Source organism: Butyrivibrio proteoclasticus B316, from assembly GCF_000145035.1.
In the GTDB taxonomy this organism is placed as follows: Bacteria; Bacillota; Clostridia; order Lachnospirales; family Lachnospiraceae; genus Butyrivibrio; species Butyrivibrio proteoclasticus.
This window is the reverse complement of record NC_014387.1, coordinates 2,651,164-2,669,536: the sequence shown is the minus strand read 5'-3', so window position 1 is coordinate 2,669,536 and position 18,373 is coordinate 2,651,164. Positions and strand designations below refer to the sequence as shown.

Sequence of the window (18,373 nt, the reverse complement as noted above, 5' to 3'; positions counted from 1 at the left end):
ATATGTAGTGAAACTAAACTAGTTATCTTCAAATGAAATTACAGGTAATTATATGACTTCTGGTGCAGTCAAAAGAAATGAAAAAGGTGTTTATGATTAATAATGGATCAAGCATAAAAGAATTCATAGGTGAAACTGCGACTAAAAAGGTAGTTGCGTTTGGAGCAACTGTTTTTATGCAGGTTATTGCGGACAATTATTCTGAGTTGAATCTAGGAGAAAAGGTTACCTATATTATTGATAATGATGATTCAAAAGATGGTCAAACTTATGTATTGAATGGGAAGACCAAAATTGTGCATAAAGTAGATTTTTTATTTCATGATGATTTGAAAAACATTGTAATCCTTATTGGTTCAGATGGTTATGCGCTAGAAATGTACGAGCAGTTAGAAAAAAATGTGCATTTAAAAGATGTCCCATGTTTTTGTTTGGCAGCTATGATAATGAATAGAGTTGATGATACATGTGAGCACGCGGTTATTGAGAATGGAGAAAGAATCCCCAAAATAATACATTGTTTTTGGTTTAGCGGTGATGAGAAGGATGCACTTTCAAAGAAGTGTTTGGATAGCTGGAAAAAATATTGTCCTGATTATGAGATAAAAGAATGGAACACATATAATTATGATGTGAGCAAGAATGAATATATGTACCAAGCTTTTAAGGCTAGAAAATGGGCGTATGTTACTGACTATGCCCGACTTGACATGGTTTATGAGTATGGTGGTTTTTATTTTGATTTGGATTTAGAACTGGTAAAGAATATAGATGTACTACTGGGAGCTAAGTTTGTTACCGGCTTTGGACCTATAAGAGATGTTGAGTTGGCTGCATTTGGGGCAGAAAAAGGATCCGAGTTGGTTGGAGATTTATTAAGTGAGTATGAGTTAAGATCATTTGATGCATCTAAAAAACTTACATTAAAAGATGTACAGCCGATTTTTATGGACCATTTTATGAAGAACAAAGGTTTTGAAATTAATGGGATGTTTCAGAATAATGATGGCAATGTTCTTTTGCCAAGAGATTCTTTTTCACCTAGAAATTGGTTTACTGGAGAGATTGATGTTTTGCCTACATCTTTTGGTGTTCATCATTGTGCTGGTGGCTGGGTTAACAAGGCAGATGTTGCTCATAAGCAAGAAAATATGAGCAATATACAAAGAATTATTGAATGAATATAGATGGAGCATTGTGATATGTTTCAGAAGAGTAATAAATACCTGATTTTTGGCGCAGGATTTTACGGGCAGAAAGCGCTAGAGCAAATTGGCATAGAAGATGTCGATTTTTTTATTGATAATGACACCAATAAGATCGGCTCTTTTTGTAATGGAAAAGAGATTATTGCGCCCCAAAAGGCAGCAGAGCTATGTAATGGCGGGAATTATAGCGTTGTCATAGCAAGCCTTTATGCTGAGAGCATGGCTGCCCAGTTAGAGGAGCTGGGTGTTTCTGATTATTCTTTTTATATCAGCCCTGTCCATGGAATGTATGAGACAGAGGATTTGATAGTCAATCCATATGAATCCAATAAAGAAGCAACAAGTGAAAAAGAGTGGTCTGAGTCTCAGAGGCTTAAGTATGCGAGAGATGAGGTATACAAGGCGGTAGAAAGGCTTCATGACAAGCAGGCTCTTTTTAATCATATTGAAATTGAGACCATCAATAGGTGTAACGGCGGATGTAGCTTTTGTCCGGTCAATAAGAATGCAGATCCTAGAATAAAAGCTGTGATGCCCAGAGAACTGTTTGAAAAAATAATAGGTCAGCTTGAAGAACTTCAGTATTCTGGCAGGTTGACCACATTTTCCAACAATGAGCCGCTTTTGGATGAGAGAATTATAGAATTCAACAGGTATGCCAAAGAGCATCTTCCAAAGGCCCGAATTCATATGTATACAAATGGAACGCTGTTTACTTTGGATAAGTTTAAAGAACTTGTCGAGGTGCTGGATGAACTTATCATCGACAATTATAATCAGGAGCTACAGCTTATTAAGCCGGTAAAAGAAATAGTGGATTACTGCGAGGCACATCCCGAGCTTGAACTAAATAAGAAAGTTACGGTAGTGTTGCGCAAGCCTCATGAGATATTGACATCGCGTGGTGGGAATGCTCCAAACAGGAAGGAGCTTGTCGAGTATCCTGATGATAGATGTCTTTTGCCATACAAGCAGATGATAGTTCGGCCGACAGGAGAAGTATCGCTCTGCTGTAATGACGCGCTTGGTAAATGGACACTTGGAGACCTGACCAGGGAGTCTATAACGGATGTCTGGTACGGCACTAAGTTTACCAAGGTAAGAGAAGCGCTATATAAAGGGCGACAGAACTGCGGTGATTGTAAATACTGCGATACGTTTTCGATGGGATGAGAAGCGGGAACAAACATGGTCAGCATAATTGTTCCGATGTACAATTCCGAAAAGTTCATAGACAGATGCCTTAAGAGCATTTTGAATCAGAGCTATGAGGATTTAGAGGTCATTGTGATAAACGATGGCTCGACTGATAGCTCTTTTGAGCGTACAAGTAGATTGGCTGCATGTGATGCGCGATTACATATCGTGAGTCAGGATAATCATGGGCTGGTATATTGATTGACCCTCAAAAACTTTGAATAACCAATGTGTGTGTAAAGATGCACTTGGGAAGTGGGAAGCCCACTTCCCACTTTTGTGTTATAATATACCCATGGAGGATAAAAGGTTATGACATCGAAAGAAGCTGCAGAGAAATGGAAACTGTCAAAAAGACAGATAAACTCACTATGTGCATTAGGAAAGATACCTGCTGTTAAGCTTTCTAATGGCAGATGGGAAATACCGGATGACTATGAATATAATTCTGGTTCTGTAGCTGGCAGTGGGATGAAAGCCTTTATACCAAGGAAATATTTTAATATAGGTAATGACGGATTCAGGGCTATAAGAAATAGTGAGTATATAGATAAAACGGGACTTATTTCTTTCATGAATTCTTGTCTTACAACATCACGTAAGCTTATTTGTGTGAGTAGACCCAGAAGATTTGGTAAGTCTTTTGGCGCTAAGATGCTCTGTGCTTATTACAGCAAAGGGTGCAATTCCAGGAATCTTTTTAAGGGACTTGCGATTTCGAGAGATGCAATGTTTGAAGAACATTTGAATAAACATGATGTTCTTTATCTGGATATGACCTTTTTTATATCTACACTTAAAGAAAATGAAGATTTGATTGAGAAAATTGAAAAGGAAGTAATCGAGGATCTTTCAAATGAATGCCCGGAGATTTGCTGCAATACAGCTTTGATAGATGCTCTGGCTCAATTGGTTTCAGTTATAGGCAATAAACTTATTCTGATAATAGATGAGTGGGATGCTCCTTTTAGAGAGTTTAAGGATAAAAAGGATATCCTGGAAAAATATATTCAACTATTAAGATCTTTGTTCAAGAGTAGTTTCACTGACAGACTTTTTGATGGCGTTTACATGACCGGAATATTGCCTATTAAAAAGTATGGCCATGAATCTGCTATGAGTGATTTCTATGAATATAGTATGGTTGAGCCGAGGCCTTTGCAGGAATACATAGGTTTTACGGAAAAAGAGGTCAAAGCTATTTGCAAGAAGCATGACATGGATATTTCTGAGATGAAGGCTTGGTATGACGGGTATCATGTAGGAAGTGAACATATATATAATCCTAAATCAGTTATGGAGTCAGTTTTGAGAGGAAAACTCAGCAATTATTGGACAAAGACAGAGACTTATGAATCTTTAAGGGATTATATAGATTTGAATTTTGATGGATTAAAGGATTCTGTCATAGATATGATAGGCGGAGGGGCAGTTAAGGTTGACACGAATTCTTTTCAAAATGACCTTACTTCCATGAGGAGTAGAGACGATGTGCTGACACTTTTGATACATCTTGGATACCTCGCTTATGATGAGAATACTGAAACAGTATCAATTCCAAATGATGAGATAAAAAGTGAATTTATCAGGGCCATAAAGAATGGTAATAGAAAAGAACTAATGAGGGCTGTGCAAAAGTCCGATATGCTATTAAATGCTACCTGGAACATGGATGAGGATACTGTTGCACAACTTATAGAGGAAATGCACACAGACATTACTGCTCCCAACTTCTACAACAACGAGCAAGCTCTTAGAAGTGTGATCAAAATGGCTTATTTAAGCGGTATAGATTACTATACCAGGATTGACGAATTACCTACTGGAAAAGGATATGCAGACATGGTCTTCTGGCCCAAGCAGAATACATCATGCCCGGCACTTATTGTAGAACTTAAGTGGGATAAGACTAGTGAAAAAGCTGTTGATCAAATTTCGGAAAAGCTATACAGTTCAGTTTTTAAGAAGTTTTCAGGCGTTATTCTGAAGGTAGGAATTAATTACAGCGTTAAGGATAAGAAACATTCCTGTAAGATTGAGAAAGTAGTGTGCGAATAAATGCTTTTCGAAGGTTAGTTTGTATGGGAGGGCGCTACTACTTGTGCTAAATATAGTGCATAAAGTCGATATGTAGCTGAAATTACATAATATGTTTAATGGAGCAAAAGAATGGGGATATATATAAATTCACCAGAGCAGTTTTTTAAATATAGAGACCTTAAGGATAGCAAATGGTTTGTTGATAAAACATTACTTATAGATGAAGTATCTAGGCAGATAGGAACAGAACAGAAATATATTTGCATTACAAGGCCGCGAAGATTTGGCAAAACATATGCAGCAAATATGCTTGCTGCATATTATTGTAATGTGTCTGATAAAGATTCACATGAGCTTTTTGACAATCTTAATGTGTCAAAAACAAGTGATTATAATAAGCACATCAATAAATATAATGTTGTATTTATTGATTTTAGTAAGGTGGATGATGAATGCACATCCTATGAGGAGTATATAGGAAATATAAAAGCTATTTTAAAGGACGATTTAAGAGCTTTGTTTCCTGATGTGGCATATAGAGAAGGTAGTAATGTCATAGAAGATTTTAACAGGGGCTTTAATGAGCTTGAAGCTCGTTTCATCTTTGTTTTGGATGAATGGGATGCTGTTTTCCATATGAGCTTTATTAGTGAAGATGATAAGAAAAAATACTTGATTTTTTTAAGAAATCTTCTCAAGGATCAGGCTTATGTAGCTCTTTCTTATATGACAGGTATTTTGCCAATTGCCAAATATTCCAGCGGCTCCGAGGTTAATATGTTTATGGAATACAGTATGGCAGGCGGAACCAAGTTTGGAGAGTACTTTGGATTTCTTGAAAATGAGGTTAATGATCTATACCAGCGCTTTGTCAGCATAGAACAGAGACCGAATTTCACAAGGACTGAGCTGGAAGAATGGTATGATGGATATAGAACTATTAAGGGAGATAAAATTTATAATCCAAGGTCTATTACAGCAGCTTTGACAGACAATCACATTGGTAGTTATTGGACCAGCGCAGGACCTTATGATGAAGTATCTTTTTATGTTAAGAATAATATTGATGAAATCAGAAATGATATCGCGGAGATGATTTCTGGTGAAAAGGTAAGAAGCGAGGCAAAAGAGTACGCTGCTGTATCTATGAATTTGAAGACAAGAGATGAAATTTTGTCTGCTATGGTTGTGTATGGATTCCTGGCTTATGAAGATGGATATGTAAAGATTCCCAATATGGAACTGATGAAGCAGTTTGAGAATATGCTTTATAAAGAATCAGACTTGGGGTATATAAATCGTTTAGCTAAAGAGTCTCAGAAAATGATTGATGCCACGATTAACCAGAATACTGAAGTTATGTCCAAAATATTGGAATATGCCCATGATTCAGAATCGCCAATTCTTGAGTACAACAATGAAATAGAATTATCGTCGATTGTAAATCTTGTTTATTTATCTGCAAGAGACCAATATGATATTCAAAGAGAAGACAAAGGTGGAAAAGGTTTTGTAGATTTCATTTTTTATCCGAGACTTTCAGGTAAACCGGGCATTATTCTTGAGTTGAAAGTTGATGAAACGGCGCAATATGCTCTGAATCAGATAAAAGATAAGAATTACATTATGCGTTTTAAAGGAAAAATAGCCGAAAAAAGCGCTTGCGATGAAATTATTCTGGTTGGAATAAGTTATGACAAGAAAAACAAAAAACATCACTGTATAACAGAAAAGATTATTTTGTAACAGGGATGAGATAATTAAGCCAAATGGAGTGAATATTTTTTTAATGGGATACAATAAATATATATACGTTTAACTGAAAAAGTGAATGGGGCTATTATGATATTCATAAACTGTTCCTATGAAATATTCCTCCAAAAACTTAATAACAGAAAGATAGTTCAATTTGGAGCTTCCTCTGCCTGGGGATATTTTGCCAGCTCTTTTCCCGATATTGGGAGAGAGGTGGTGGATAAGACGTTGTGCGTTGTTGATAATTCCCCAGACAAGCAGGGAAGCTTTTTTGATATATGTGGCAGAAAAATAAAAGTAGAAGCCCCTGACATCCTTGAGAGGCTTTCTGATTATGTGATTCTAATCATTGTGAGCGTTCAGTATCAGGAAAAAAATGCCAGCAATTGGAAGAAATGGGGCTTCCCACTTTTGTAAAGAGGAGGGCTAGTTTGTTCTTCTCTTAATTTGATTTGGCCATGAAATTGTATTGGAGTATTACTTAATCGGAAAATCTTTAAATATGAGATTTGTAATGCGATATATTGAAAATAATGTAACAATATCCTTGTTACATGAAAAATATCTCATATTATAATATTTTTATTGGATTATTATTTGCTATAGTGTATTATGAAATTGAATGATTTAATGTGGTTGATGCATTTTGTGAAAGGAACACCAGTTATGACACTATTTATCAACAACTTCAACAGTTATATTGATCATATGAAGATTAAGCAGATATATCTCAGCAAATTATGTGGTATTGAGAAAAATAAACTGTCTCGTATTTTAAATGGCTTACAGGATGAGACTGGGGCTGACATGGAGAGGCTTGCAGATGCTGTAGGAAAAAGGGTGGATTATTTTTTGACGGAGTCATTTGAACTTCCCCCTTTGGATGAGGCATCTCAAGGTAAAATCGCATTTTACGCGGGGAATCCATCCAAAAAGCAGGAGATAATGGCAAATGATCTTGTTGAGATGATAGAGAATATCGATCAGGTTCTTAGTGCCAAAAAAAGATTCGAAAACATAGGCAGGATTTGAGGATGGATATTGGAAGAATAAAGAAAATCGTAGATTACAGTAGCAACCATAAAGCGGAAATTGTTACTGATATACAAAGATTTTATGCTCTCGGCGGTATCGATATAAATAGTGATTTTCTTAACTTGTTACAGATAGCCAGACGAATTCTTTTTGACAAGGGATATTTGGTGTTCGAGCTTCCATTTGCTGATGATGAAATTGGTGCCATGTGTTACAAGGGAGATGGTATTGGTTACGTGGTACTAAACACATCTCTGCCGGTCATTAATTACAATTTTGCGTTGGCTCATGAAATTTACCATGTTCTGTTTCAACAAGACTATCACATGACCAATATAGAATTTGCAGCAGAGAATTACTATGAACATGATGAGGAATTTGCCGCAAATCTTTTCGCAGGGATGATTGTTATGCCTGAAAATGGCTTTATTAGGATGTTTAACAAGTATAAAGCAGAGTCTCAGGATAGTATTCGTGACGTTTTTATAAAGCTGATGGCATATTATAAAGCTCCTTACATGGCTGTGGTGATAAGAAGCATTGAACTAGAATTATGTGGATGGAAGCAGTTATCTAAAGGCATTCTGGATTATTCTAAAGATCAGATTAGGGATAGAATGTTTGAACTATGGTTGGATGTATCTGTACTGGATGCTTCTTTTAGGGATGATACTCGTCGTATAGAGATGATGATAAGAGAATATGGACAGGCTTATATTAGTGAAGGATTTTTAAGTGATCATGTTCTTGATAATGTAATATCCAATTTTCAAGCCCTTAGCAGCAAGATTAAGGGGGAGTCTTGATGGGAGAGAACTATTCTGATATTCCGGATAATTGGAATGAAGTTGCAATGTATGTCAAGTGTGAGGATACTGATTTTATAGATATAGTTATTGAGAGCAAGAAGATAGTTATATATGACACCTGTTCATTTAGATTTCATTCTAACTGTGGCAGTCAGGCACAAGATAAGTTGATTGAGTATTTTAAGGCAGAAAAGGTAGTTTTCATACTGCTTAGAAGTATTCTAATGGAATTGGCGTCGATAGAAAGAGTTATTAACAGGGAGTACGTATCTTTTCTTAAGAGAATATCACAAAGTGGACTGACGGTATTGGTGCTGTATGAGGAGAGTTTATTTGATATATTAAATGAATGCTTTTCCAGTCAAAAAAGAGCTTTTGAATATCTTTCCTGGGCAGTAAGAGCATTAAAACAGCCTGTTAGTACAATTACTAATACTCTTAAATCGGATAAACGTTTGTATAACCAAGTACTTGAAGGAAAATACCGTGATGGTGTAAATGTTTATCGGGAGTTTTTTTCTGCAGTCAGAGAGAATAAGGCATCAGGGGATAATCTTGGAGAAGAGATAATCGCAATCTGCACTAATATCCTGTCGCAATTACCGGGGACGAGGGACGGGAAGTTCTGTGTTATCACAGATGACAAGAAAGGTGCTGCGGCAATCGCTACGCTGTTTCATAGGACTAACCATTATTTTGCCGGGGCCAGAATCATCATATATAGCACACCAAGGCTTTTACAAACTATGTATAATATAGGAATTTTGAAAGAGAAGGAAGATGTACTGCAAATGCTTTCTTATCATGGAGATTCCAAGATTACGATATATGGTACTACGGAATATGATATTGATACGGGTGAATATCTTAGTTTTGATATTGAGCAATTTGCAGATGAGATAATGAAACCAAATGGAGTGAATATTTTGTTTTAATAGGATAAAATATATAGTAAGAATATGAAAGATTACAGCTAATAATACTTGATAATGAATAGTTATTGATCTAAATGAGTATTGGTATATTTATATCATAGATACTATTTTGGAGTATTGCGATATGTATCTAAATAGTAATAAATACTTGATCTTCGGCGCAGGATTTTATGGACAGAAAGCGCTGGAACAATATGGATCACAGAATGTCGATTTTTTTATTGATAATGACAGTAATAAAATCGGCACTTTTTGTAATGGAAAAGAAATAATTACGCCTGCAAGGGCGACTGAACTTGCGAAAGAAAGTAGGTATCAGGTGATAATTGCCAGTCTCTATGCAGAAAGCATGGCAGCTCAATTAGATGAACTTGGGGTAACAGAATACACTTTTTTATAAGCCTATACATGGTATGTATGAGACGGAGGAGCTGATTGTTAATCCATATCTGCAGGCCAAGGAAGCTGAATCCGAGAAAGAATGGTCAGGTTCTCAGAAGATAAGGTTTGCCAGGGAAGAGGTTAATAAGGCTGTTGAAAGGCTGCACAGGCAGCAGGGGCTTTTTAATCATATTGAGATTGAGACAATTAATAGATGCAATGGTATTTGCAGTTTCTGTCCGGTTAACAGAAATGATGATCCTAGGGAAAAGGCAGTGATGTCTGTTGAATTATTTAAAGACATCATTGGGCAGCTTGAAGAAATGCAGTATTCAGGAAGATTGACTACTTTTTCCAATAATGAGCCACTTCTTGATGACAGGATAATAGAATTTAACAAGTATGCGAAAGAGCATTTGCCTAAAGCACGAATACATATGTATACTAATGGAACTCTTTTTACTTTGGATAAATTCAAAGAGCTGGTAGAGGTTTTGGATGAGCTCATCATCGACAATTACAATCAGGAACTTCAGCTTATTAAGCCGGTAAAAGAGATAGTGGAATATTGTGAGGCACATCCAGAACTTTAACATAACAAGAAAGTGACAGTAGTTCTGCGCAAGCCTCAGGAAATATTGACAAACCGCGGCGGTAATGCACCGAACAGGAAAGAATTTGTGGAGTATCCTGGCGATAGATGTCTTTTACCATATAAGCAGATGATTGTAAGGCCTACAGGGCAGGTTTCGCTGTGTTGCAATGATGCACTAGGAAAGTGGACCTTGGGGGATCTCACCAAAGAATCAATACTTGATGTCTGGTATGGCACTAAGTTTACCAAGGTAAGAGAAGCTCTGTATAAAGGACGTCAATACTGCGGTGATTGTAGGCTGTGCGATACATTTAGTATGGGATAAGAAGAGTTAAGACTTAATGTAAGACCTGGCACCTTGAAAAATACATACTTTACACCAGACTTTAGATGTGTTATCCTATCGGCTGTTCGAAAAAATGATTTGCATCTAGCTACGATATGGATAGTCATCTGAACATTTCGTTCATTTTTCCACGAGTGTTATTGAGATTTAGAAGATTTGCCTTGCTATTCTGCTATTAATTCTTTGCCTTATCTGGAAATATCTTTATCCTTCGTATGCTGATGCAGGGAAGGAGTAAATGAGAGAAAAAGAGGAACAACGGTACGGACGTAATAAAGAAACACAGGTCGATAAAAAATATTTAGAAAGTGGTGAGTTCCGAAAGAAATTTGATGGCATTTCAGATTCTGAAAATCTTAACAGATTGTTATATCAGTTAGCTAAAAAAATGTTATTCCATAGAGCGGGAACAAGATTTGAGGACATGTATTGGATTAGTCCGAATAATTATCAGGTATTAGCTCAAGAAACTGAGACTGACATTGAAAAGAAAGTCCTTTATTCTTCAAAAACAAAGCAGATTATTAAAGATAATCCCAATCTTATTACGATTCATTCTCATCCAGATAGTTTTCCGCCTAGCATAGAAGATTTTAATTCTAACTATGAAAACAAGTATGGACTAGGTATAGTGGTTACTCATAGCGGGATAGTGTATATGTACAGCAGCCAAGAACATATTGAACCGGTGTACTACAAACTAAAAGTTGATGAGTACTATCTTGAAGGTTATAATGAAAGTGAATCACAGATAAAAGCATTGGAGTATTGTATGAGTCATTTTGATATCTATTTTAAGGAGGTGACTTGCGATGCCAGAAGAGGAAATGGATATGTTTTACGAAGATGATAGTTGGGACTTTGAACTTCCTGATGATATAAAGAAAATGAGCGTGGAAGAACGTAAGATGGAAATGGATAGGTTATTTAATGAAATGAAGAGTAATCCAAGATATCATAAGAAAGAAAAAATGAAACTGGATAATGTTAAATTTTTCTTTTGAAGATGAATTGCTGGTGTAGGGTAGAAGAGCTTTACACCAGTTTTTTACTATATGGAGAAACATGATCAGCATAATAATACCTATGTACAACACAGAAAACTACATAGAGAAATGTCTTAAAAGTGTGCTGGACCAGTCGTTTGCTGATATTGAGGTTATAGTTATAAATGACGGATCAACAGATGCTTCTGAGGCTATAGTCAGGAGTATTGCAGAGGGTGATTTACGGGTACACCTGTTTTCTCAGGAAAATCATGGGCTTGTTCATGCCAGAAAACAGGGAATCAGGCATGCTACCGGGGAGTATGTTCTGTTTGTTGATGGAGATGATTGGATAAGTGAAAATGCGGTAGAGGAGCTCTTTAAACTGGCCAGGGATAATGATGCGGATGTTGTGGCCAGCGGAGCTATGAAGGCATACTTATTTGAGAATTCCAATGAAGAGTTTAGGGAAGAATCACCGGAAGAAAATGGTAGTTACTGGACTTTTTTAAAAGAAGCAAATATCGCAGAACCCGGACTATACCGCGGGGAAAAGCTTGAGGAGCTTAAGCGTAAGCTTTTTTGCATGGAAGAAACTTTTTGCCTGGCTCTTTTACCATATTTGTGGAATAAGCTGTGGAAGAGAGAACTGATCGAGAGGTTTGTGCTTGCTGCGGATGAGAGGATAACAGTTGGAGAGGACGTTGCGATTGGATTTCCAGCGATTCTGGCATCAGAGAGTCTTGTAGTTACTAATGCTTGTTTTTATTACTATAGGCAAAGCAATGCTTCAATGATGAAAACAATCGGAGATGAGCAGGCTGAATATGAGAATGCAAGGCGCCTGGATTCATATTTACGGGATAAATGTGCTGAACTTGGATATCTGGATCAAGTAGGCGCTGGACTTGACAGGTTCCTATTCAATCAGGTATGCACCAGGGCTTACAGTGTTCTTAATAGGGAAAAAGAGTGTCAGGGGCTTTACCCATTTATGGACCAAATGCCGGAGAATCTTGTGATATATGGCGCCGGGGAGCTTGGAAAGACAGTTTACAGGTATGCCTCCGGGAAAACTAATGTAAAGGCCTGGATAGATGGGCGTGCAGACATTTATCAGAGGCTTGAAATGCCGGTGATTTCAATAAATGAGTACATCCCGGATGCACAAGATACAATTGTTGTTGCTGTTTTCAGGAAAAAGAGCGTTGATGCAATAGTCAAAGATTTGGCTGATAAAGGGGCGCGCGAAGAAAATATTCACAGTATTATTATTCCGGAAAACTTGGATTTGTAGCATTAACAGGCTCAACTAATGAGTGAGCTGCCTTATTGAAAATTGATAGGATTGCTATGAACTATTACATCTTTGGTGCTCATTCCCGTGGACAGACCATGGGAGTGTACCTAAAAAAACTGCATGATGATTGGAATAATCTCGGATATCTTTATGATGATGATCAGATAAATCCGGAGACTGTTAGAGGTGTGCCTGTTTTTAAGATTCAGGGTGAGCAGGAAATTGATGTTTCAGCAACTGTATATATTGCGACACGAGGTGGCTCTTTTGCCCATGTTAAAGAGGTTCTGGAGGAATATGGCTTTTCTCCGGATAATATCATGCCCGTGGACGTTGAACTTGATAGCAGGCTAAGAAATGAGTTTGTGCCTGAGTACTTCAGGGAGCAGAAAAGAGAGTTTATAAGACTTGAAAATGAGCTGGACTTATGTGGAAATGCTCCTGAAAGTGCTGCCAGGAATGTTGACGCAAAGATATATGTGGTCCGGTCAGCTGCAGATTCTGAAATTATGAGTGTAGTGCCGCTATGCGATGATGAGAGCTTTATCCAGGCAGGGCGTGCACTCAGTGATACTGCGCTTTCTGAATGTGATACTATGATAATACCGGTGATAATATTTCAACTCAAAACAAGCAGATGTGCGAGCTTACGGCTATGTACTGGATATGGAAAAACGTGATCTGTGCAAAAATCGATGTTGTTGGCCTTGAACATTACAGGAGGAGATTTATCCTTCCCAAGAATTGGAAGAATGCCTTTGTATTTGACAAGGCCGATGCTATCCTTCCCGTGCCACTTTTTGTTAATCCCAGTATTATGGGAAATTATGTGGACAGACATGAGAGGAAGCCGTGGAATTCTATGATGGCTAATCTTAAGGAAATTCACGGCGCTGATATATACGAAGATGCTGGTCGTTTTTTTGAGAATACCGGATGCTATAGCCCCTGCAATATGATGATTGCACGGAGTGATGTTTTTGCAAAGGCCTGCGAGTTTGTATTTCCTGTTATCTTTGCTGTGATGAAAGATGTTGGAACAATAAATGACAGCTACCAGAACAGATATCCGGGATTCTTGGCGGAGAGGCTTTTTACTTATTTCTTTTTCCGTAATTCTGATAAATACAGGATTTGCTTCGCAGATAAATCTTTTCTGAATTAATAGTAAAGAGTGCACTCTGCTTCGCATGTTTGATGCATCCCTTAAGAAATTATTAATAAACTGACAATAAATGGATTGAGAGTGATTGGCATATCGACAATTGTCTGCCAATATCAATATAAAGATAGGGTGTTTAATGATAAATAGTTAAATTCTTGCGATTTTCTTAAGATTTTCTTGAGATTTTATTAATGTTGGGCCTAAACTGTTTACAGCGTTTGGATGTGGTGATATCCTTACGCATGTGTTTAGAGAAAATAAATGTCTGATCTCTGAATAAGGTGGAAAACAGAGATTCAGACTGATATAGATTTTCAATAATCCGGCTTTTTCTGAGCAATCAATTATGCAGACAGCGTGTCTAATTCGCTGGTACTTCCTTGAACAGAATCTTGCATGATTGATTTCTTCAAACACTTTGCCTATAGGGATTATCTTTGGGACGACTTGCACGTGCCATTTTATGTGGCTTATCTGTGCCTTCTAAAAGTGCGCCTTTTTACAGCGCATGTCTATGATCTCTATAGGTGGGTGGATTGTCTCAAAAGAGAGAAAGAGAAACAAGAATAATTAAGGAGATTTCAAATACATCAAAAATGATGTATAATAGTTTTGAATATGGATATATTCGATTATGCTACGGCAGGAGGCAAGAATCTTATTACAGAGTATATAGATGAATTGCTCATTGCTGAGAGACTTGAGATATATGATATCAGGAACGAGATACGAGATAAAGGATTAGACGCTTTTGAAAAACTTAATACTCGTCAATTAAGAGGAAAATTGTGGGAGATAAAGTCTTCGCAAACTCGAATAATGTATGTAGTTATAAATCAGGATGGAGTAGCTTTCTTGCATATTTGTAAAAAACAAAAGGGAAAAGCAGAGAAGCTAGAAATAGATAAAGCTATCCGTAGAGCTAAAAGAGAAGGACTTTTGTGAGGTGTTGAGATGCTGGTAAAAAGTGATTCTGAAAAAGAAAAAAAGATTGTAGAAGATATTATTACAAATGACGAGCAATTGAAGCAACAACATGAGCTTTTTGTTGCGGAAATGGCGTTTAAACAGGAGATGATCAATGCAAGAAAGACATTATCTCTTACACAAAAAGATGTTAGTCGATTGTCGGGGCTTTCTCAACAGGCAGTTAGCAGAATAGAAAATGGGGCTAGTGGCACGATTTCAACGGTTATAAAATATCTCAATTCACTAGGGTACACATTGTCTATAAAAAAGAACTGCTGATAGTACCTTTCTTACGAATGCAGCCAATTTCCAATATATGATTTGAAATATATCTTGACATAATTTTTCCATGAGTGTTTAATGAAATAGAACTAAAAACCGCTAGGGGAGCAATGCTGAGAGTGTACGCCGTGTGCGTCTTACCCTTATTACCTGACTCGGATAATGCCGTCGTAGGGAAGCTGATGAGCTTGAATGCCATGCATGTGATATTTGTTGCTGGCGTATAGAGCTTGTAACCAAGATAGGATGACTTAGGGTCCTCCCTGGATGCGGAAATGTATCAAGGGAGGAATTTTTTTATGAGTTTATTTTTGGAAAAAGTAGTTGAGGATGGTGATGTTTACTACAACATCACAAGCGGAGGATATGCTCTTATTGTTGTGCTTGCACTTTTGGCTTTCGCAATGATCAGCTTCTTCAAGAATTCTGATGGCAAGGGTAAGATGAGTGTCAAGCAGATTACAGTTTCTGCGCTGTGCCTTGCACTTGCTTTTGTTCTGTCTAACATCAAGTTGTTCAAACTGCCTACAGGTGGATCACTTACAGTATTTAGCATGTTCTTTGTAACTTTTATTGGTTATCTTTATGGACCAAGAGTCAGCTTATCAGCCGCTTTTGCATACGGATTGTTGCAGATGATCGCTGATCCTTATATTATCAGTATTCCTCAGCTTCTGTGCGATTATATCCTTGCTTTTGGTTCACTTGGACTTTCTGGATTTTTCCACAACACCAAGTACGGAATGTTTAAGGGATATTTTGCAGGAATATGTGGAAGATACTTCTTCTCGGTTCTATCAGGTGTGATCTTCTTTGCTTCATATGCTCCGGAAGGAACATCAGCACTTGGATATTCACTTACTTATAACGCTTCTTACATAGGAGCAGAGGCGATTCTCACAATTGCTGTTTTGTGCATTCCTGCTGTAAGGATTGCCCTTAACAGGATCAAGGTTGAGGCCCTTGAAAAGGGTGTTGCCAAGGGCGAGAGTATTTCTGTAGCAAGGTAATCGAGCTAGTTAAATATGATAAAAGGCAAATGGCTGAAATTAACTGCCATTTGCCTTTTTTTTGTGTAGCATCTTTTAATAAACCCCCTGCTATGCAGGGGGATAACAGCTGCTTTAGCTTACAGTAGAAAACCTCCCGTGCTAGAATTACTTACGGTTCGCCAACCAAAGTAAAGCACAGGAGGTAGTCCAAAATGGACATGAATAGTTTATCACACACTAAATGGGAGTGTAAGTACCACATAGTATTTGCACCTAAGTTCAGGAGAAAGGTTGCATATGGTCAGATCAAGCAGGATATTGCAAATATTCTCAGTACATTATGCAAGAGGAAAGGCGTGGAGATCATAGAGGCAGAGGTTTGCCCGGATCATATACATATGCTGGTAAGGATCCCACCGAGCATGAGTGTATCAAGTTTCGTAGGGTACTTAAAGGGAAAGAGCACGCTTATGATATTCGAAAGGCATGCGAACCTCAAGTACAAATACGGTAACAGGCATTTCTGGTGTAGAGGATACTATGTCGATACAGTAGGCAAAAATGCAAAGAAAATAGAGGAGTACATAAAGAATCAGTTAAAAGAGGATTTAGAGTACGACCAAATGACACTAAAAGAGTATATCGACCCGTTCACGGGTGAGCCGGTAAAGCAAAACAAATAAGATGAGCCCAGGGGGCTCTGTAGAAAAATGATGTTGCGGCTGGCGAACCATTCGGCGAGTCTTTAGACTCAGTGCCGGCAACAGGCCCTTATAGGGCCAGAACAAACCACCGGCTAAGCCGGTGGTTCTGATTAATCCATTTCTATCATTTCTTCATATTTATCAATTTCTGTTCTTGTGAGCAGAGCAGATACCTTGACACCTTCTGGAAGGTACTCGGTACTCTTTATTTTGCCTGCTTCATTAAGAAAGCTCAAAAGCCCACCTTCTGAGTAGGGCAGGAGCATTTCGCACAGAGTGTCGGCCTTTCCCAGATGGCTTTCTATAAGAGATATGAGAGTGTCAAGGCTGTCCTGATCCTTGGCACAAATATAGGCCCTGTCGTCAATTGACCTTGGAACCTCCATGACAAGTTGTCCGTTTTCGCGCTGCTCATCCTGAACCTGATCGGATTTATTGAATACGTATATGACCGGAATATCACCGGCACCGATTTCTGCAAGAGTATCACGTGTCACATCCATGTGGAATCTGTATTCCGGATCTGAAAAGTCGATTACCTGAAGCAGAATATCAGCATATTTAGCCTCTTCAAGTGTGGAGCGAAAGGCTTTGACAAGTGAGTGTGGAAGCTCGCTTATAAAACCAACTGTGTCCGTTAAAAGAAAAGGTCTATGGCCGGGCGCTGTAATCTTTCTGACAGATGTATCTAGTGTGGCAAACAGCATATCTTTTTCAAGAACCTGCTTGTCATCGGAAGTTTCTCCACCGTACAAACGCAAAAGATTGTTCATGATTGTTGACTTTCCTGCATTTGTGTAGCCTACAAGAGAAACCTTGGGTATTCCGGAATTAACTCTTTTACCTCTCTGGGTATCACGTTCCTTCTCAACAGCTTCCAGCTCGCGTCTCAGCTCAGCCATTCTGTGCTCGATTCGCCTTCTGTCAAGCTCAAGCTGCTTCTCACCTGATCCCTTATTGGATAAGCGGCCGCTTCCGCCGCCCTGTCTTGAAAGAGAACTTCTCATACCTACAAGCCTTGGGAGCATGTACTGAAGCTGGGCGTATTCTACCTGAAGCCTTGATTCTCTTGTCTTGGCACGCTTGGCGAAAATCTGAAGAATCAGTCCTGTTCTGTCAATGACCTCTGTATCAAGGATCTTTTCAAGGTTTCTGATCTGCATGGGAGAGATGTCTCCGTTAAAGATAACAATGCTGGCATCAAACATCTCAACTGCGCCCTTTATCTCTTCAACCTTACCGCTTCCTACATAAGTACTTCTGTCAGGAGTTGGAAGATTCTGAGTAGTAGTGCACGCAACTATAATATCAAGAGCTTTTGTCAGCTCTTTAAGTTCATTCATTGACCTTTCAAACTCGTCGTCAGTCTTGTCTGTATTAAGCCCAACTAAAACGGCTCTGGTTTCTACTACATCTTCTACAATCTGATGAATAACATTTTTCATAAATTCTTTTTTCTCCTAAATCAATGAAAAACATACTCCCCATCAAATCGCAAGAATATTAACGATTTTCTTATTATGGGAATATGTCATTTACGCAGCAATGGTTTCACTATAAATCCAAATAATCATGTCATTCACCTCCGAAAGAATGTAAAATATCTTTTCATATAAACAAACAAGTTATTAACCTGTTGTGTTATCAATATAATCGTTTTAAGTTCCGATTATA

At 37.9% G+C, this 18,373-nt stretch carries 22 protein-coding genes and 1 riboswitch; of the genes, 21 read left to right on the top strand and 1 reads right to left on the bottom strand.

What is annotated here, in order from left to right:
* The first annotated feature begins 92 nt into the window (after positions 1-92).
* From BPR_RS19905 to tnpA, 21 genes are all read left to right on the top strand, one after another.
* Positions 93-1,181, top strand: coding sequence for a glycosyltransferase family 32 protein (locus BPR_RS19905; protein ID WP_052301821.1), 1,089 nt, complete (start codon positions 93-95; stop codon positions 1,179-1,181).
* Positions 1,182-1,202: 21 nt separating this feature from the next.
* Positions 1,203-2,381, top strand: coding sequence for a radical SAM protein (locus BPR_RS11030; RefSeq protein WP_143754293.1), 1,179 nt, complete (start codon positions 1,203-1,205; stop codon positions 2,379-2,381).
* 15 nt (positions 2,382-2,396) lie between these two features.
* Entirely contained in the window at positions 2,397-2,606 is a 210-nt protein-coding gene (locus BPR_RS20405) for a glycosyltransferase family 2 protein (RefSeq protein WP_013281565.1), read from the top strand.
* A 111-nt stretch (positions 2,607-2,717) separates the two neighbouring features.
* Positions 2,718-4,463, top strand: coding sequence for an AAA family ATPase (locus tag BPR_RS11025; RefSeq protein WP_013281564.1), 1,746 nt, complete (start codon positions 2,718-2,720; stop codon positions 4,461-4,463).
* 111 nt (positions 4,464-4,574) lie between these two features.
* The gene (locus BPR_RS11020) at positions 4,575-6,191 is read left to right on the top strand and encodes an AAA family ATPase (RefSeq protein WP_013281563.1); all 1,617 of its coding nucleotides are present in this window, start codon (positions 4,575-4,577) and stop codon (positions 6,189-6,191) included.
* Between the two features lie 96 nt (positions 6,192-6,287).
* Positions 6,288-6,617: a hypothetical protein gene (locus tag BPR_RS21110; protein WP_042256960.1), complete on the top strand. Its 330-nt coding sequence runs from the start codon at positions 6,288-6,290 to the stop codon at positions 6,615-6,617.
* A 249-nt stretch (positions 6,618-6,866) separates the two neighbouring features.
* On the top strand, positions 6,867-7,232 hold the full coding sequence (locus tag BPR_RS11010) for a helix-turn-helix domain-containing protein (RefSeq protein WP_042256959.1): 366 nt from the start codon (positions 6,867-6,869) through the stop codon (positions 7,230-7,232).
* A 2-nt stretch (positions 7,233-7,234) separates the two neighbouring features.
* Positions 7,235-8,041: an ImmA/IrrE family metallo-endopeptidase gene (locus tag BPR_RS11005; RefSeq protein WP_013281560.1), complete on the top strand. Its 807-nt coding sequence runs from the start codon at positions 7,235-7,237 to the stop codon at positions 8,039-8,041.
* The gene (locus tag BPR_RS11000) at positions 8,041-8,979 is read left to right on the top strand and encodes a hypothetical protein (protein ID WP_013281559.1); all 939 of its coding nucleotides are present in this window, start codon (positions 8,041-8,043) and stop codon (positions 8,977-8,979) included. Before BPR_RS11005 ends, BPR_RS11000 begins: the two co-directional genes overlap by 1 nt.
* Positions 8,980-9,103: 124 nt before the next feature.
* Positions 9,104-9,379 (top strand): hypothetical protein, encoded by a 276-nt coding sequence (locus BPR_RS21320; protein WP_013281558.1) that lies wholly within the window; start codon positions 9,104-9,106, stop codon positions 9,377-9,379.
* Positions 9,380-9,392: 13 nt separating this feature from the next.
* Positions 9,393-9,953 (top strand): radical SAM protein, encoded by a 561-nt coding sequence (locus tag BPR_RS21315; protein ID WP_013281557.1) that lies wholly within the window; start codon positions 9,393-9,395, stop codon positions 9,951-9,953.
* A 12-nt stretch (positions 9,954-9,965) separates the two neighbouring features.
* Positions 9,966-10,280, top strand: coding sequence for an SPASM domain-containing protein (locus BPR_RS21310; RefSeq protein WP_052301820.1), 315 nt, complete (start codon positions 9,966-9,968; stop codon positions 10,278-10,280).
* A gap of 259 nt (positions 10,281-10,539) precedes the next feature.
* On the top strand, positions 10,540-11,151 hold the full coding sequence (locus BPR_RS10985; protein WP_013281556.1) for a hypothetical protein: 612 nt from the start codon (positions 10,540-10,542) through the stop codon (positions 11,149-11,151).
* Entirely contained in the window at positions 11,114-11,305 is a 192-nt protein-coding gene (locus BPR_RS10980) for a hypothetical protein (RefSeq protein ID WP_042256957.1), read from the top strand. Before BPR_RS10985 ends, BPR_RS10980 begins: the two co-directional genes overlap by 38 nt.
* Before the next feature lie 61 nt (positions 11,306-11,366).
* Positions 11,367-12,584, top strand: coding sequence for a glycosyltransferase family 2 protein (locus tag BPR_RS19890; protein ID WP_013281554.1), 1,218 nt, complete (start codon positions 11,367-11,369; stop codon positions 12,582-12,584).
* A 35-nt stretch (positions 12,585-12,619) separates the two neighbouring features.
* On the top strand, positions 12,620-13,267 hold the full coding sequence (locus tag BPR_RS10970; protein WP_013281553.1) for a hypothetical protein: 648 nt from the start codon (positions 12,620-12,622) through the stop codon (positions 13,265-13,267).
* A complete protein-coding gene (locus BPR_RS10965) occupies positions 13,225-13,752 on the top strand; it encodes a DUF4422 domain-containing protein (protein ID WP_013281552.1) in 528 nt (175 codons plus the stop codon). Before BPR_RS10970 ends, BPR_RS10965 begins: the two co-directional genes overlap by 43 nt.
* A 618-nt stretch (positions 13,753-14,370) precedes the next feature.
* A complete protein-coding gene (locus BPR_RS10960) occupies positions 14,371-14,697 on the top strand; it encodes a type II toxin-antitoxin system RelE/ParE family toxin (RefSeq protein WP_013281551.1) in 327 nt (108 codons plus the stop codon).
* Between the two features lie 9 nt (positions 14,698-14,706).
* Entirely contained in the window at positions 14,707-15,000 is a 294-nt protein-coding gene (locus BPR_RS10955; RefSeq protein ID WP_013281550.1) for a helix-turn-helix domain-containing protein, read from the top strand.
* Between the two features lie 94 nt (positions 15,001-15,094).
* Positions 15,095-15,197: riboswitch (TPP riboswitch) on the top strand.
* A gap of 105 nt (positions 15,198-15,302) precedes the next feature.
* Positions 15,303-16,013: an energy-coupled thiamine transporter ThiT gene (gene thiT / locus BPR_RS10950; RefSeq protein WP_042256954.1), complete on the top strand. Its 711-nt coding sequence runs from the start codon at positions 15,303-15,305 to the stop codon at positions 16,011-16,013.
* 194 nt (positions 16,014-16,207) lie between these two features.
* On the top strand, positions 16,208-16,678 hold the full coding sequence (gene tnpA, locus BPR_RS10945; RefSeq protein WP_013279565.1) for an IS200/IS605 family transposase: 471 nt from the start codon (positions 16,208-16,210) through the stop codon (positions 16,676-16,678).
* A gap of 131 nt (positions 16,679-16,809) precedes the next feature.
* Here the strand turns inward: tnpA and hflX are convergent, their stop codons facing one another.
* Positions 16,810-18,144 (bottom strand): GTPase HflX, encoded by a 1,335-nt coding sequence (hflX, locus tag BPR_RS10940; protein WP_013281548.1) that lies wholly within the window; start codon positions 18,142-18,144, stop codon positions 16,810-16,812.
* Positions 18,145-18,373 lie beyond the last annotated feature (229 nt).